This is a genomic window from Shewanella sp. GutCb (assembly GCF_002836135.1).
Lineage (GTDB): Bacteria > Pseudomonadota > Gammaproteobacteria > Enterobacterales > Shewanellaceae > Shewanella.
The window spans coordinates 94,454-109,690 of the sequence record NZ_PJBL01000003.1; the positions used below are offsets into that span (position 1 = coordinate 94,454).

The 15,237-nt window shown below is 42.4% G+C and carries 13 protein-coding genes and 1 pseudogene; 5 read left to right on the plus strand and 9 right to left on the minus strand.

Annotated features, from left to right (window positions below):
• Positions 1–13: 13 nt before the first annotated feature.
• The 3 genes from CXF86_RS03690 (at position 14) to CXF86_RS03700 (ending at position 2,710) form a co-directional block, all read left to right on the plus strand.
• Positions 14–709: a 2OG-Fe(II) oxygenase family protein gene (locus tag CXF86_RS03690; RefSeq protein WP_102038372.1), complete on the plus strand. Its 696-nt coding sequence runs from the start codon at positions 14–16 to the stop codon at positions 707–709.
• Between the two features lie 45 nt (positions 710–754).
• Positions 755–1,168 (plus strand): hypothetical protein, encoded by a 414-nt coding sequence (locus CXF86_RS03695; protein ID WP_102038373.1) that lies wholly within the window; start codon positions 755–757, stop codon positions 1,166–1,168.
• Positions 1,169–1,444: 276 nt separating this feature from the next.
• Entirely contained in the window at positions 1,445–2,710 is a 1,266-nt protein-coding gene (locus CXF86_RS03700) for an MATE family efflux transporter (RefSeq protein ID WP_180961004.1), read from the plus strand.
• A 22-nt stretch (positions 2,711–2,732) separates the two neighbouring features.
• Here CXF86_RS03700 and CXF86_RS03705 read toward each other — a convergent pair whose 3' ends face one another.
• Positions 2,733–3,611 carry a LysR family transcriptional regulator gene (locus tag CXF86_RS03705; protein WP_102038375.1) on the minus strand — a complete coding sequence of 293 codons (879 nt, stop codon included), beginning with the start codon at positions 3,609–3,611 and terminating at the stop codon, positions 2,733–2,735.
• Between the two features lie 140 nt (positions 3,612–3,751).
• On the opposite strand from CXF86_RS03705, the pseudogene CXF86_RS03710 reads away from it, so the two are divergent.
• Positions 3,752–4,260 (plus strand): annotated as a pseudogene (locus tag CXF86_RS03710) (lactoylglutathione lyase family protein).
• On the opposite strand, the gene CXF86_RS03715 reads toward CXF86_RS03710, so the two are convergent.
• Both CXF86_RS03715 and CXF86_RS03720 read right to left on the minus strand, forming a co-directional pair.
• On the minus strand, positions 4,257–5,867 hold the full coding sequence (locus CXF86_RS03715; protein WP_102038376.1) for a diguanylate cyclase domain-containing protein: 1,611 nt from the start codon (positions 5,865–5,867) through the stop codon (positions 4,257–4,259). The pseudogene CXF86_RS03710 and the gene CXF86_RS03715 sit on opposite strands and share 4 nt — an antisense overlap.
• A gap of 73 nt (positions 5,868–5,940) precedes the next feature.
• Positions 5,941–6,744: a hypothetical protein gene (locus CXF86_RS03720; RefSeq protein ID WP_101091382.1), complete on the minus strand. Its 804-nt coding sequence runs from the start codon at positions 6,742–6,744 to the stop codon at positions 5,941–5,943.
• Between the two features lie 523 nt (positions 6,745–7,267).
• Between CXF86_RS03720 and CXF86_RS03725 the strand changes: the two genes are divergently transcribed.
• Entirely contained in the window at positions 7,268–7,921 is a 654-nt protein-coding gene (locus tag CXF86_RS03725) for a thiol:disulfide interchange protein DsbA/DsbL (RefSeq protein ID WP_101091381.1), read from the plus strand.
• Positions 7,922–8,019: 98 nt separating this feature from the next.
• On the opposite strand, the gene CXF86_RS03730 is transcribed toward CXF86_RS03725, so the two are convergent.
• From CXF86_RS03730 to CXF86_RS03755, 6 genes are all read right to left on the minus strand, one after another.
• Positions 8,020–9,021, minus strand: a complete 1,002-nt coding sequence (locus tag CXF86_RS03730) for a glycosyltransferase (protein ID WP_102038377.1) — start codon at positions 9,019–9,021, stop codon at positions 8,020–8,022.
• 90 nt (positions 9,022–9,111) lie between these two features.
• Positions 9,112–9,642 carry a cytochrome b/b6 domain-containing protein gene (locus CXF86_RS03735; protein WP_102038378.1) on the minus strand — a complete coding sequence of 177 codons (531 nt, stop codon included), beginning with the start codon at positions 9,640–9,642 and terminating at the stop codon, positions 9,112–9,114.
• Positions 9,643–9,669: 27 nt separating this feature from the next.
• Positions 9,670–10,212, minus strand: a complete 543-nt coding sequence (gene hemG, locus CXF86_RS03740; RefSeq protein WP_101091378.1) for a menaquinone-dependent protoporphyrinogen IX dehydrogenase — start codon at positions 10,210–10,212, stop codon at positions 9,670–9,672.
• Positions 10,213–10,391: 179 nt separating this feature from the next.
• Positions 10,392–12,032, minus strand: coding sequence for a di-heme oxidoredictase family protein (locus CXF86_RS03745; protein WP_180961005.1), 1,641 nt, complete (start codon positions 12,030–12,032; stop codon positions 10,392–10,394).
• Between the two features lie 136 nt (positions 12,033–12,168).
• Positions 12,169–13,317, minus strand: coding sequence for an imelysin family protein (locus CXF86_RS03750; RefSeq protein WP_101091376.1), 1,149 nt, complete (start codon positions 13,315–13,317; stop codon positions 12,169–12,171).
• A gap of 75 nt (positions 13,318–13,392) precedes the next feature.
• On the minus strand, positions 13,393–14,805 hold the full coding sequence (locus CXF86_RS03755; RefSeq protein ID WP_374702319.1) for a hypothetical protein: 1,413 nt from the start codon (positions 14,803–14,805) through the stop codon (positions 13,393–13,395).
• Positions 14,806–15,237: the final 432 nt, after the last annotated feature.

The window sequence follows — 15,237 nt, forward strand, 5'->3', positions numbered from 1 at the left end:
TATAGGAAATATTTTGAAAAGTGCATTCTCAACCAGCCTAGACTGGGATGCGATAAAAAACGAATATCAAAAAGATTTAAGAGTCAGAGTCGACAATATTTGGACAGCTGAACATGCCAATATGATTGGTCAAAGCTTGGCTAAAAAGACTCAATTTGGACATGCCTACACACAAGATGGCCGCGCGATTGAATCGTCAGAACAAACTTTAGCAAGTATGTCACTGGCCGAACGAAAACAGCTTTTTGGCAATATCTACAAAGATGCTTCTAAGGGAGTAGGATTCTGGTACGGTCGCCATATGGTCAACCCTTCAAGTCCAAAAATCCTAGTTGATGCTAAGGATTACTTAAACTCTGAAGCTGCTCTTGAGAAAATCCGCTATATTTCAGGTCGTTCGGATATAAAACTGGCCAGTGCTCAAGGCACCCGATATACAGCAGGTAATTTTCTCACTCGACACAACGACATATTAGAGCGAGAAGGGCGTATCCTCGCTTTTGTATTGAGCTTCACCCCTAAATGGCACCCTGATTGGGGCGGGCTACTACAGTTTTATCAGAATGACGGTACCCCGCGGGATGCATGGACACCAAAATTTAACTCGATGACTCTATTTGATGTTCGACACGTCCACGCTGTCACCTACCTACCACCATTTTCGCCAATACAACGCCTTTCAATTACAGGTTGGTTTCGAAGCTGTTAAGGCTAGCTATACTATAAAAGGCACTTTACTCAATAGGACTATTTAATGGCTAAATCAATGCTAATGCGATGGATATCTCTTACTTGTGGGCTATCGCTTGTTCTTATTCTTACGAGCGTTGATGCTACGGCTGCAACCCCTCCAGCAGGAGAGCATCATGGGCAAGTTGATATGATAGATGGTCAAGCTATGGCGTGGGAACAAACAAGCCAGCAATGGCTTACTATTGAAGTTTTTTGGCAAAACTGGGTCAACACTCGTGGTGGCCTCACTTGGAAAAGTAGCGAACAGTACCCAACCTATGAGCAAGTTAAAGAGCAAGATACCTTCCTAGTCGAATTAAATGGCGGCACTTGCATGATGGAGTTTTGGCACGGTCGCTGGCGCCGAGCAAACGATGTTCGCCGCTGGGACGATGCTTTTAATGACTACTCAGCCTGCCCTCGAGTGTTAGACTAGTTTTTGCCATCGGGAGTGAGCCCTGCAATTCGACCTCTACCGCCCACTGTTCACTGTAGAGGAGTCACTTTTGGTGAAAGCAAATAATGGTTATTCCCCCGGCAAAATAAATTACACAAAACAAGGCGCTGTAAAAGGTTCAGCTAGTATTTGATTTAACTTAGTTGTTTCTAACAAGCTCACACCTTAAGCCGAAACTTCTGACGCCGTTTCGATTGTCACGTAATATTTCTTACTACTAATACTTCGTTATTAATATCCGAGTTAACTTTCATCATGTCAGAAACTTCATTTGAACGGGCTAAGCGCTCATTTATTGCTGCAATATGGGCGACGCTAGCGAGCATATCCCTAGGGTTAGCCTTTAAAATTTGGCTAGCACAATGGGTCGCCAAAAGTGATCTTGCGCTCTACCACACCGTTGTCGACATTATCTCCTTATCCTTGATCCTTTTAAGTGGTTTTAGAAGCTCCATGGTCGTGAGTTTTTCCCAAACAAAAAACGCGCAGGATATTACCAATATTTTTCGCTACTCACTCATCTTAATGGTGCTGCTGACTTGGGGGGTAGTGCTGCCTTATATCAAACATCAGCTCAAGATTGATGTCGAATACGTACAGCTGGTGGGTATTATTCTCGGCATGGGTTTTAAAGTGTATTTCACCAATCAAATTGGTATGTATCGACTTTATCATATTGCCAATAAAGCGATTTGGATTGAACCATTAGTGCAGATACTGCTGTTCTTAGTGTGTTACTACGCCCTGCACCAAAGTGCGATATCCTCGCTGTTTTTCAGCCTAATGCTCTCTAGTATAGCCGTTGCCTGCTACATGTTTATTCAACGTCGCAAAGAGATTGCCACCACCCCTTTTGCCCCCGTCCAACTCGACCCAGAGATGCGTAATTTTGTAAAAAAAAGCATGCTGTCTTCTTTAGAGGTCGGTGCTAGCATTTTGATGATCTACATTACCGTTCTACTGACCGTGGGTTACTTTACAGTGGATGAACTCGGAGATTTTCAAGTCGTTGTTAGACCCTTGTTTGCTTATATGACACTGCTATTTATCTTTCCTGTTTATCGCTATATTCTACCTGAAATAGCGCAGTGTCTCCGTGAGGGGGAGTATGAACAGATAGCCAAAATGCGACGTTGGTTTTATAGCTTAGGCGTCACAATAAGCTGTTTGTTTTTACTGAGCATGATATTTTTCAGTGAAGAACTCGTCACGCTTATCTTCCCAGCCACTTACGCTTCTGCAGCGCCAGTATTGATGCATTTCTCACTGTTCTTTGGTTTTATGATGTTAAATGCCTTTCAGATAGCCTATATCAAAGCCCACGGCCACTTTATGCAGAGTTTGTCGATTCGTATCGCTGGAATCGTCACTTTGGTTGCTATGTTTTATATTTTACGGGTTTTCACTGATAACGTGGTCGCAGTTATCCTCGCGATGGGGTGTGGTTATGTGCTGATGTTTATCATTTCGAGTGTGATGGAATATCGCCTAGTCAAACAACATAAACTAGCCTCTAACTAGAGCGATAATCTATTCTATGTCACTAAGGCTTAAGCTGCTGACAGATCGTATCAATAAACCATTGATAACGACTGGGCAGCTGCCGCTGCTTCTTGGTCACCATATAAAGCTCTTCAGCAACGTCTGACAAGGTGTTCGCAACAAAAAGTGGCTCAGGGTATTCATCCACCACTATCTGCGGTAGAACGGTAAAACCTAAGCCTTTAGAGACGGGTAACAAAATTTGATTCAACTGATTGATATAACCCCGTTGCTTGAGTTTATTCATCCCTGAAAATTCATTGCCAAAATGGGCGCTCAATAGTTGCTCTGCATAATAATGGCCATCGGGATGATTGATAAAGCCTATCTTTTCCAATAAAGACAAGGTTACGTTAGCTCCGCTATAGCTTGGCGGTAACACTAAGCATAGTGCCTGTTTGCCTAAATATTGTTGTTTAAGCTCCAATGAAGATTGCTGTTGCGTCACAATACCAACGTCCACACTATTATCTAAAATACTATTAATAATGGCGCTGTTCGGCGCAGCCTCTAGGGAAACTTGAAGCTGTTCATGCTGTAATTGATATTGCACAAAACGAGGGTAAAAGTGCATGGCTAATGCGCCAGAGCAAGCAAAGCGGCAGATCCCACTATGAGGCTCATCGACTTGGAGTTGCTGCAGTAGACGCTCCTCCTCTGCAATTTTTCCTTTGGCATAAGCCAGTAATTGCAGGCCCGCATCCGTCAGTTCAAAACTTTTGCCCTTTCGGGTTAATAACAAAGTGCCAACTTGATTTTCAAGCTTATTAATATGCTGACTCACGCCAGGCTGAGTCATAAACAATTGTTCTGCAGTGCGAGTAAAATGGCCTACCTCGGCGAGTGTCACAAACGTTATTAACCATTGTTGATTCAGCATTAATACTCCCTTCTAATTTTAAGCTACCAATATGATAACAAGTAATTATTAAAATGCTAATTATTGATAACTCAGTCTAATTCTTATTGCTGACTATACTGAATGCACCGAAACAACAACTCGCTGACAAAGGTACTCAAATGACAAAAGCATATCCACGCACGTTTTCACATATTGGTATTTCCGATCCCGATATCGAGGCGCGGTAAATTTCTATACTGAAGTGCTTGGTTGGTATTTAATCATGGAGCCTACTGATGTCATTAAAGATGATAGCGCTATTGGTGAAATGTGTACTGACGTATTTGGGGCGGGCTGGGGTTCTTTTAAGATAGCGCATATGTCAACGGGTGACAGAATTGGGGTTGAGTTATTTCAATTCAAAAACCAAGAAAATCCTGAAAACAACTTCGAGTATTGGAAAACAGGTGTGTTCTATTTTTGCGTCCAAGATCCTGACGTTGAAGGCCTAGCAGAGAAGATTGTGGCTGCTGGAGGTAAAAAGCGTATGAAGGCACCTAGATACTATTACCCTAGTGAAAAACCATACCGTATGCTCTACATGGAAGATCCGTTCGGCAATATTCTCGAGATCTACAGCCACAGTTACGAACTAGGCTCAGCAAATAGTATTTGGTTGGTTTCCTAGCCCACCAATTCCGGTTTAGGCTTAATATTTTCTGCTTCAATAAAGACTTGATTACGGCCATTATCTTTCGCTTTATAGAGTGCCATATCTGCAACTGCCGCAAACTTAATCATATCGTCATGTTCTGTAGGAATGATACTTGCTACCCCTACACTTACCGTCACATAAGGCCCTGTAAAAGAGCTGGCATGCGGAATATTGAGAACTTCGACATTGCTACAGCAACGTTGTGCTGGAGAGAAGCAATCACGAGTATCGGGTAATAGCACCACAAACTCCTCTCCGCCGTAACGAGCAACGACATCACTTGGACGATGCAATGCTTCAGCAATAGCTTGGGCAACTTCGATTAAACACTGATCGCCAGCAAGATGGCCATAGGAATCGTTGTAGCTCTTAAAGTTATCAATATCGATCATCAATAACGCCAATCGCGTTTTATTTTTTATGGCTAATTGCCACTCTCTTTGAAATGCCTCATCAAAAAAACGCCGATTACCAATTCGAGTCAAACTGTCAGTCATTGATAATGCTTCGAGCTTCTTCTTAGCAAGATTAAGATCTCGTGTACGCTCCTTTACTTGTATATCAATCATATGTGTATGACGCATGATAAAAAACACATAAATGGCTAAAGCTAGCGTCGCCGATATCCCAAAAGCACCGACTAAGTAAGGGAAAGCGGTGCGTCGTTCTGCAATATAACCTTCACTTGGCATTGCATGAATTTGCCATTGACGTCCACTAAAACGCATTAGTGGCCGTTGATAAACAATTTCACTGTTATTTTGGTGCAAATCAATCGACTCATTGTCGCGTAAATTACTGTATAACGCCTGATGCTTATCATTAGTGATATCTTCGAGCGTGTAGTCAATCCCTTGTACCCAGGTTCGCTTAATGGCGCTATCGAACATATCTGCAATACGAAAAACACCGCCAATAAAGCCTAACAATCGTTGTTGGCGTTTGATCAGTGTATTGGGCTCACCTTGGTAGATAGGGAGAAATATAAAGACACCAGTTTGATCATTTTCCTGCACCAGTTTGACCCCAGCAGAGGCCATTGATGTGCCTATATCCCGAGACTTATTGAGTAGTGTCATAAACTCACTTTCCGATCCAAAATCAAAGCCTAATGCAGTTTCATTACCCGCGAATGGCTCTAAATACAAAACAGGAAAATGCTGGGAGCGAGACGTGGCCGTCACCAAGTTTTGATCCATGGTTCTTTCGGTGAATTCAAAGTCTGGATAAAACGTATGTTGGCGAGTTTCCATTGCCAATCGGTCTAGCGCATCAACCCTTGGGATCCACTCTAACGCTTGAATATTGCGATGACGCATAAGGAAACTGGTAGCAACCTGCTTAAACTCTTCACGGCTTACGTTATCGGAGCTAATAAAAACCCCTTTTAGCGCATGCAGCACCTCAATATTAAGCATTATTTCTTGTTCTAAAACTCGCGCTTTATCGTCAATATCTTGAGTAAACTCCACTTCAATAGCGCGAGTTTCTTCAACATAAAGCCGTATGCCAATAGCGACGGAAATAACAATACTCACTAATGTAGTAAACAATAAAACGGACAAAGATAAGGTTTTCATAGCGCCCAATTTTCACTTTAAAAGGCCATGTTATTCATGGCTCTCTATATTATTTAACCTTTAAAAAATTAACCTATCCCCATGGCATATCGACGTATAGCCTCACTAAAGTGTCTTTATCCCAAGGTAAAATAGCCAGATAGTCGGGATCATTTTTATCTCGGTTATCAAAAGGATCAAGATTATATTCGGTATGTTCGACACTCAGTTTGATTAAGCTATCTTCAATCCAGCTATCAGAATGATAACTAAATACAGCCGAGTATTTATTCTCTAACCAGTCGCTGCCATCATTCCATGTTTGCGCGCCGGCATAAATATCAAATGACTCACCCAGCATAATTCGAGTGTCTGCCGCGACGGAGTAAGCGCCAGTTTTGTTCTGGAAGTCCTCTCGGTCATAGCCACGTTCTCTTGGCACATCATCATCTATTTCGAGCATATAATGACCACCAGCAAGCGTTAATCCTGCATAGATTTTGTCACTGTTATAGCGAGCAACAATACCAGGGAATAGCTTTGACTGTTTCTCAACTGAACTCACAGTATTACGCTTACCGTCGAGTGTGACCTGCCATTGCAGGTTCATGGTGGGAGAAAAACGATACAAGTTGCCCTCTACAGACCAAGCCGTTTCAAACCAAATGGGAATATGGTCTGGATCAAGCTTATCTTTATCGTCATCAATAAAGATATCTATATTGCCTTTCCAACTGATATTAGACTGAGTGATATGTTCTACAAAAAAGCCCGCATGCGCGCCTAATGTATGCGAATCAACTTGCTCGACAATAGTATTGTGACCGCCAAATGCGATACGCCAATCAGTACTCTCTGTAGACTCAGCAGTCGCAGGAATGCTCATTGCAGCGCTCATGACTGAACCTATAATTAAATATGATGGTATATTCAAATCCATTTCCCCCAACATGACGTTTAAGTTTTAAAGTTGAACCAATTGAAATTCAATCATAAAAACTAAATAATGACTAAAATTTAGCACAAATCATGCGCTTAATCTGTTTAATCTTAGCTCTGATGTCGCTGAAAAGCTTAAATTAATGGGAAAAAATGACGCGCTGACTCAAACCAATGTTAAACAGACCAAATTCAAGTAGTACACAAACGTCTATTAGTTCCATCAAAAGTAAAAAATAAACACTAATTAAATTCAGTTTGTGAAGCACTACAAACTTTAAAATGAAAAGTCACTTTTCTCATCGAAAGCACTATATAAGTCACACTCTAGTGCATGTCAGAAAGTAAAATTTAAGTCATAATTAAGCATATTGTTTTATTCTTAATAACTATAAATTAAAGTCGCGAAATCTTAATAGCTGTATTTTTCGTTACGATTACACCTTGTCTAAAAAGACAAAGGTCACTTTGAGGACATTAGCTTGATTAAACATATCGCTTTAGCATTAACACTTGTCGTTGCTCCAATGAGCAGCTTTGCGGCGCAATTCATTGAAGGTACGCACTTTACCCAAGTATCAGACAAAGCGCCTAGCAGTGAGCCTAAACTAACTGAGTTTTACTCTCTGTACTGCCACAACTGCTATAACATGGAAAAACAGTATTTAGGTGATATTAAAGCCAGCTTAGATAAATCTGTTAGCTTCGACAGCAAGCACGTCGATTTCATGAACAGTGATATTGGTACAGAAGTTATGCGTTCTTTAGCTGTGATTCAAGCCGTGGGTCAAAAAGATCAACTGACCAATGCAATGTTCGCAGCAATCCAAGGAAACGAAGGTGGTCACGACCATAGTGCTGAAGGCCACGAGCATGAGCAAAAGATCAATAACCGCGATGATATCAAGCAAGTCTTCGCACAGTTTGGTGTTGATGCCGCGCAGTACGACAAAGCCGCAGACAGCAAAGAAACCAATGCTAAACTCGCTTTATGGCGTGCACAGCAACAAGAATTTCAAATTCAAAGCGTTCCAGCATTCGTGGTTAACGACAAGTATGCCGTTAACATGAACTCGGTACGTACTTTAGGTGAACTTATCAACCTTATTAATTACCTAGCGGTAGAACATAAGTAAAATTGCATAAGTTTATTTAGATGATAAAAGGTGCTTAATGGCACCTTTTTTATTGCAACTGTTCACGACATTCCCGCTGAACTGGCTTTTATAAAGCGTTATAGGTATTGCGCTAACAGTTGCTGCCAACGCACTAACATCTTTTCCCATGCCTGCTGCGTTGCTTGACGTTGCTCGCCATTGACACCGATTTGGTTGCCATTTTTGACGCGCGTAATCGCCTGCGTGATCCCCTCAACCGACAGCGATTCAATCACTTCATAGCCTTGTTGATGCTTACTCAGCTCTGCAATTTGATCGGCAAGCCCATCAATTTCAGGCAGAATAACATGCCGTCCTGCTGCAATTGATTCCATACACGTGAGCCCAAAAGGCTCCCAGCGCGAGGGGATAACAACCGCATCAGCTGTGTTTAAGAAAGCGGCCACGTCATCAACTTCCCCAACCAGGGTGACTTGAGGCATCGATTTAGCCAGTTGCAGTAACGACTCTCTATCCTCGCCATCTCCCGCTATCGCTAACGTCACCTCTTGCTCGCTAAAGTTCGCCATTGCTTGAATAAGCAGGTCAAAGCCTTTCTGTTTTGCTAATCGACCATAGGCTACAAGCCTCAATGGCGTATACGGCTTTACCCCCGTAAGTGCTATACAGTTAGCGAGCTCTTTTGCTTGTCCAACTCGCGCGACTTTGTTTTCGTTTAGCGCGCCAAACTCAACTAACCAATCAGCTTGCTGATCAGAAACGGTCAGCACCTTATCCATCAATCTGTAACCCAGCTTGAGCATCAGCTTAAAACGATAAGGATGGCGCACGCAGTGGCGCATAAACTCACGACAATAATGATGTTCTTGATACAGCAAAGGAGTCGACCTATTCGCCAGTTTTAGTATCACGAGGGCGGGGATTTTTCGCCAACTTATGGCTCCGTGAATAACAATGATATTAGCGTCATAGCGGGTCAGTTGCAGTTGTGACAGTTCGATATGCCGCAGCTGAAAATCAAAGTGCTGATTTAGCCTTGAGGCAGCAAGACTCTCTAGCGCCAAATTGACGCCACCGAGTTTTACATCATCGATAAGGTGGATAACCTTTGGTCGCAATAGCTTACCTTTATTTGTTCACCAATAAAGGTAAGTTAATTTAAAGCCCTCAAAGATAAAAGCTTTGTTTCACAATAAAACGTAGAAATGCTAATTACGAATAAAATCGAGCAGATGTAAACAGGCAAAAACAATATGTACGCCGATAAAACCAATAAAGCCTTTAGCACAAATAATGTGGTAACTGCGCCACAAAAGCGCATCACTTGAGCCTTGTGTGACAAACCATAAAACCCCCGTCACACCCACGGCCAAAAATATCAGTAAGCCTAAACCTTCAACAATACTAAACAGGCCGCGCCCACCCGCTATAGGTAACTTACCTTTTGTTAGTCCTTTAAAATCACTGATTAACTGAGAAAAATCTGCAACTAACCAGGGGAAATATTGACGCCACTTACCCTTTAAGCAGGTAGTGATTAAGAATGAAAGTGCAATAAAGGCGGCAAATAATCCAAGGTAGACATGGCTAAAATCCCATAAGCTCGCATTCGCCCTTAAGCTGCGGCCGATTAACACCCAGCCACTGGTTAATAGCAGATAAGCAACCGTAAAAATGATAACAATATGCTGCAGAGCGATGCACTTATCTAACAACCGTTGTAATTTTGATTTCGCCATGACGACCTCTGTTGATCCATTAAGTGGCTAACTCACCTTTGTCTCAACCGATAATTGATGGATCTTGTCAGCATAAGCATCGACTTTTAACCAATCGGTGTACTCAATGTTGGTATCTGCTGCCGTTGGCCCCTTGGTCATCCACATAATAAAACGGATAATGCTTCTGTCCACAATACCATAGCTTGGGTAGTTCAGATTACCACCAAACACTTCGGTAAGAGTGGGTGACCACGGCGACTTTTCCATAAATGCCTGCATATATGGATTGGTTGCTGCTGTATTTTTAAGTGGTTTTCTTGCGACTAAATTTACCGAGAAAAAGCTACTAGGTATTTGTTCAAGTGCACTTTGATTGGCTTCAATAAAATCATAAACTGTTGGATTATGTTTGCCATGACGAATACTGGCACCAATAACGACTTTATCGAATTCAGCTAAATCAATATTGTCGCTAATGCTAACGGCGTTAACTTGATGACCTAAAGCGATTAGCTTTTGTTCAAGATAAGCACAAATTTTGCGAGTCTGGCCATGTACGCTTGAATAAACCATAAGAATGTTACTCATCAGGCGGCCCCCTTTAGATAGAAATTCAATTGATTAATCATAGGGGATAATTGAATATTTTTACTTGAATCAGATCACGAGCTACAAAGCGATAATCTGCTTTAACTTTATCTAGCTCACAAAATTAAAAGGGAAATACATTGAGCCTGTATTTCCCTTTGGTTAGTCTGAGGATGCTATTAGAGAGACATCAAAAAATCAACAACTTGAGCACGTTCAGCCGCATTAAGTGCCATAAAGTCATCTGTACTTTGCTGTGCTTCTCCTCCATGCCACAAAATAGCTTCTTCAAGCGTCGCTGCACGGCCATCATGCAAGAAACCGGCTTGTGGGTTTACCGTTTTAGTCAACCCTATTCCCCACAATGGACGAGTACGCCACTCACTGCCATCAGCAAGAAAATCAGGACGGCCATCAGCAAGACCTTCGCCCATATCATGCAAAAGCATATCGGTGAAAGGGTAAATAGTCTGACTCTTGTGACCTGCAATCATTTCTGCACCACCGATATCACCCGATGCTTTAGTGACAAAGCTTGGCGTATGACAACCGCTGCAATTTAATCGCTCAAACAGACGCGCGCCTTCGCGTACATCCGCATCGGCAACTCTGCGCCTAGCGGGGACAGCCAGCGTCTCTGCATAAAACACCACTGAATCACTAAACTCTGCGTCTGCCTCTGGTTCACCGTCTATTCCAGCACCAGTATCGACAAATCCGCTACGGGTTAAGTAATGGTCATGCAATGAAGTCCCCTTGATACTTTCATCGGGAAACAGTGGATTAGTGATACCAATGTCACCCCGTAATGCACCCAAAGACTGCACTCTGACACTTGGCGTATTTGCCTTCCAACCAAAGCGACCTAAAGAGACAGGATTACTGTCACCTGCTTGTGCTTTAACAGCATCAAATACATAGTTAGCACGCCCCGAGATACCATCATTATTGGCATCATCGCTATCGACTTTTGCCACAATATCGGCCTCTGGAATCGCTTCTAGCAAACCCAAACCAAATACAGGCATACCGTTACGCCATCCCATGAGTACGTCATCTTGCAGTAAGTTAGAGGTAACATTAGCACTTGATTTGGTTTCACCCGGCGCATCATATGGGTTTTCAACATCAAACAGTGGCTTTTTCAAGGTCACGCTACTGCCATCGCTGTAGGTAATGGCTTTTGTTTCATAAGACAGATACACATCAGCCTGGCCAATAAACTTATTTTGCTCCCAATCAGGGCGCGCTTTAAGTACGCCACGATGGAATAGCTGATCACCAAAGTCAGGAACCGCGATAGGAGCACAATAGTTATTAGCGGCAGTACCTTCTAGGCAAGGTTCATCTGGTGCTTTACTTATACGTAAAAAAATCCCAGCTTCAGAGCCGAGTTTAATCCGAGTTTTACCTGCTGCTATTTGGGGTGTTGAGTTGCGACCATCTCGTTGATGACAAGAGTTACAGTCGGCATTATTAAACACAGGTCCAAGGCCATCTAGCTCTGGATGTGCATCATTGGGAGCCGTCGTAAATGCGGTTTCAAAGCCAAGGTCGCCCTCTAAGTGTAACTCAAGTTCAGCTGCCGTAAGATTAGGGGAAGGAGTAGAAAAACCATGACCTGATTCGGAGGCATCAAAGGTGGTGGTATCACCACCACTGGCAGTAATATCAGTATAAGAAGGATAAACTTTCTCTTCAGGCGTGGGCGTAGTCTCATCACCGCTACCGCCACATGCCGATAAACTGAGTACACTTGCAATCACGAGTGCGTTTAGCTTTATGTTCGTATTATTGATTTTATTATTTTTAATTATCATTTGCGTTACCACACACGTTTTATCTTAAATTAGTATTTTGATTCTGTTATTTAAGACACAACAAAAAACTAAGATAAATCACATGAAAAAGAAGGCACTGAGGAGTTACTCAATGCCTTTTCAACAGACTATATATTTACACTTTCCACGTTTTAAGCAGTGGCAGCACATCAGATTCTAGACTGGTTTGCAGCTTTGAAAGAGCATCAACAGCAGTTTGAATACGCTTGCGCCCTTCGACATCGGAGATCGCTTGACGGAAAGGCATTTTATTAGCACCTTCAATGGCTTGAATCGTCAAAATAGCGTTTGATATTTCAGTACCCACTCGTGCCGCCATGTCTTTATCAGCCGCAGCAACAAAATCCACAATACCTTGCTTATCTGCAGCACCAGCTAACTCACCTTGATAAACATTACGCACACCAATGATGTTATTACTAAAGTCTGTCAGTGAATTCCATGAGTATTGAGATTCAACTTTAGAGGTGTCAGCACTGCTTGTGTCAGCACCGAATGGGTCGGCAATTTTACCGTTTCCCACTTCATCAACAATGCCGATCATGCCTTTGATTAGCTCTTCAACAACACCCACATTTGAGCTGTAGAAAGTATTATCTTGAGTACCAGGAGTCTTAAGCAGTTCACCATAGGCTTTACCTGTACTAGCATCGTGACTTATTAGCCATGCATCATCCAATTTTTCAGTGTAATCACGGAATACAGCAGCAAGACCCATTAGGTAATCACGCTCATTAGCCGTTAAATCAGCGATCATTTTAGTGTTTGTGGTCACACCGTCACCGAATAATAGGTATTCCATCGTATGGAAACCTTGCACATCATCATTCCAACCTTTAATGGTTTCCGCATCAAAACCTGTTGTAGTAGACAATACCGATGTTAAATCAGTGGTATTTAGTGGCCAGCTGTCTAAATGTGGATCGATACCAAGTGAGTCAACAGGACCAAAAATATGAGATTCTCCCTGCTCCCAAGGTTGGCGAGCTGCTTTCCAAGCTTCTTGTACGGCAACTAGATTAGCTTGTGAAGGCGTTGCCACCAATGTTTGAGTTGATGCAAACAATGCAGCACCGCGAGCCGCCAGATCGGTATAACCAGCAACAATGACATCGTCAGTCAGGTTGGTTACCATCTCTGTTGCTGTAAATGAGAAAGTTTTATCAGCTTCTGGTGTTGGCGTGCTATCAGAGCCCGAACCGCCACATGCAGCAAGTGCAGAAATAAGTGCTATAGCAACCACTGAATGAGTAAAGTGTTTCATTAAAAACTCCATTTTTTTAACTTAATAAATTTAATTAATTGGGCTAATTGAATTAGCGAATAAATAGTTGATTATTTACAACGAAAATTGATAACCCACGCCAAGCGCAAAGAAATTGGTATCTGGAATAGAAGCAATAGCCACTTGCTGTACACCCGCTTCAGCCTTGATAACGATTTCAGGAATAGGGAAATAGTTAATACCCGCACTGATCCACGTGTTTTCATAACGCTTGGTGGCAATGCCTGTTTCAACTTCTTTCAATGGGTTTGAATAATCGATGTTGGCAAAGATCGTAATTGGGATCGGAGTGAAATGACCTAAATCGACACCCGCCTCAACGAAGAAAGCTTCAGACTCGCTACCGAGTTGCGCGAAGTTACCCGGTTTTAGACCTGGCGTGGTTTTGTTTGCTTGAGTAATAGCATCAGAATCGCTCAAGGTGCCGTTAAGGTATTGGCCACGTACAGTCCATGGGCCTTCGACAAATGCACCAGCGATTGAAAATATGCTGACAGTACCATCTGAACTCAACTTATTGGTTTTATGGCGATTACCACTGGTGTTGCCGTAGTAATATGAAACACCCACCGCAGAACCTGTTTTGAAGTTGCCGTAATCAAGACGAGCAACATAAGCCAGATCATCAGCATTTACATGTTCAAAACGCTTTTGGTGGCCCGATGCAGCCCAATCATAGGTCCGAAAATACTCAGAGTTTAATCCACTAACCACTTGTGCTTGATAGTGGAAATTAGCAACTTCACCAAAAATACCGATACCATTTTCATTCCATACCGCTGGCAACATTGCCGCTTCACTTTTATGGCGTTGCACTGTCAGGTATTGGCTAGGTTTATGGAGGGTGCTGCTAAGGCCAACGGGTAGATGGATATTACCGAACTTAACCCCAAACGCAGCGCTTGGGCGATATCGGATCTCGGCTTTTTCAATCATCACTTCGCCGCCAGCTTCAACTTCAGCTTCAAACTCACCGAATTCATCAAAACCATCGTATTCGAGTGAAGAACCGGTTCCACCATGCTCATACTCAATCTCAACTTCCATATCCCAGTCATCATTAAACTGATAGCCAAACTCAGTCACAATGCGTTCTAGGTCAAAACGTCCACGACGTTCAGGCGTTGTATCTTGGACGTTATCGTAATATTCATCACTGGTGTAAATCAGGCTGCCGTATGACTTAAATGAAAACTTGCTGAACTTACTATTAACCGACTCCGCTTTAACGGTCGCTATCGCTTCTTGTTGTTCTAACCGTTGTTGCTGGTGCTGTTCAGTTTGGGCTTGCTGTTGTTGTGCGAGCTCCTTTAACTGGACTTTAAGTTCAGTCAGTTCTGCTTCTTGCTTAGCAATCGCTGCGGCGAGTACTTCAGGATCTGTTGCTGACATTGCATTAGCGCTAAAGACAGTTGCTATCGTTGCAGCCAATATATTCAGCTTTACATGCTTAGACATGTTTTTCATAAAACAGCTCTCAGTTGATTCTTTGCTGGAAAGCCAGCATCCCTTAAATTCGCCGTCAAAATACTATGAATGAGAACGATTTGCATTATTCTTTACAATACAATTTACAATGAGCTTACATTGGACACTAAAAATCAACAGTTGCAACGCTTAAAAACGAGGCGATACATTATTTAAAATCAATGGGGGAAAAACCTATAGCGGAGTGTATAAACCAGATACTGCAGTAACCCATAAATCAGCATCAAGCGCTTTACAGCCAACTGGCCTGGGTGTTAGTGCTTTAATTGCTTATGCCAAATAAGGAAGTGGTTATCAAAAGGTAAAAAGCTGGAAGTAGCGCCAACAGAGTACGCGGTTAACGTGTTAATTTACGAAATATATTCCATTCTAATCAACAGCTAACATAACGATGATAATGTTGATATCACG

Coding starts and splice junctions, on each gene's coding strand:
- CXF86_RS03695 (WP_102038373.1), top strand. CDS start 755: ATGGCTAAATCAATGCTAATGCGATGGATATCTCTTACTTGTGGGCTA.
- CXF86_RS03700 (WP_180961004.1), top strand. CDS start 1,445: ATGTCAGAAACTTCATTTGAACGGGCTAAGCGCTCATTTATTGCTGCA.
- CXF86_RS03705 (WP_102038375.1), bottom strand. CDS start 3,611: ATGCTGAATCAACAATGGTTAATAACGTTTGTGACACTCGCCGAGGTA.
- CXF86_RS03715 (WP_102038376.1), bottom strand. CDS start 5,867: ATGAAAACCTTATCTTTGTCCGTTTTATTGTTTACTACATTAGTGAGT.
- CXF86_RS03720 (WP_101091382.1), bottom strand. CDS start 6,744: ATGAGCGCTGCAATGAGCATTCCTGCGACTGCTGAGTCTACAGAGAGT.
- CXF86_RS03735 (WP_102038378.1), bottom strand. CDS start 9,642: ATGGCGAAATCAAAATTACAACGGTTGTTAGATAAGTGCATCGCTCTG.
- hemG (WP_101091378.1), bottom strand. CDS start 10,212: ATGAGTAACATTCTTATGGTTTATTCAAGCGTACATGGCCAGACTCGC.
- CXF86_RS03745 (WP_180961005.1), bottom strand. CDS start 12,032: ATGATAATTAAAAATAATAAAATCAATAATACGAACATAAAGCTAAAC.
- CXF86_RS03750 (WP_101091376.1), bottom strand. CDS start 13,317: ATGAAACACTTTACTCATTCAGTGGTTGCTATAGCACTTATTTCTGCA.
- CXF86_RS03755 (WP_374702319.1), bottom strand. CDS start 14,805: ATGAAAAACATGTCTAAGCATGTAAAGCTGAATATATTGGCTGCAACG.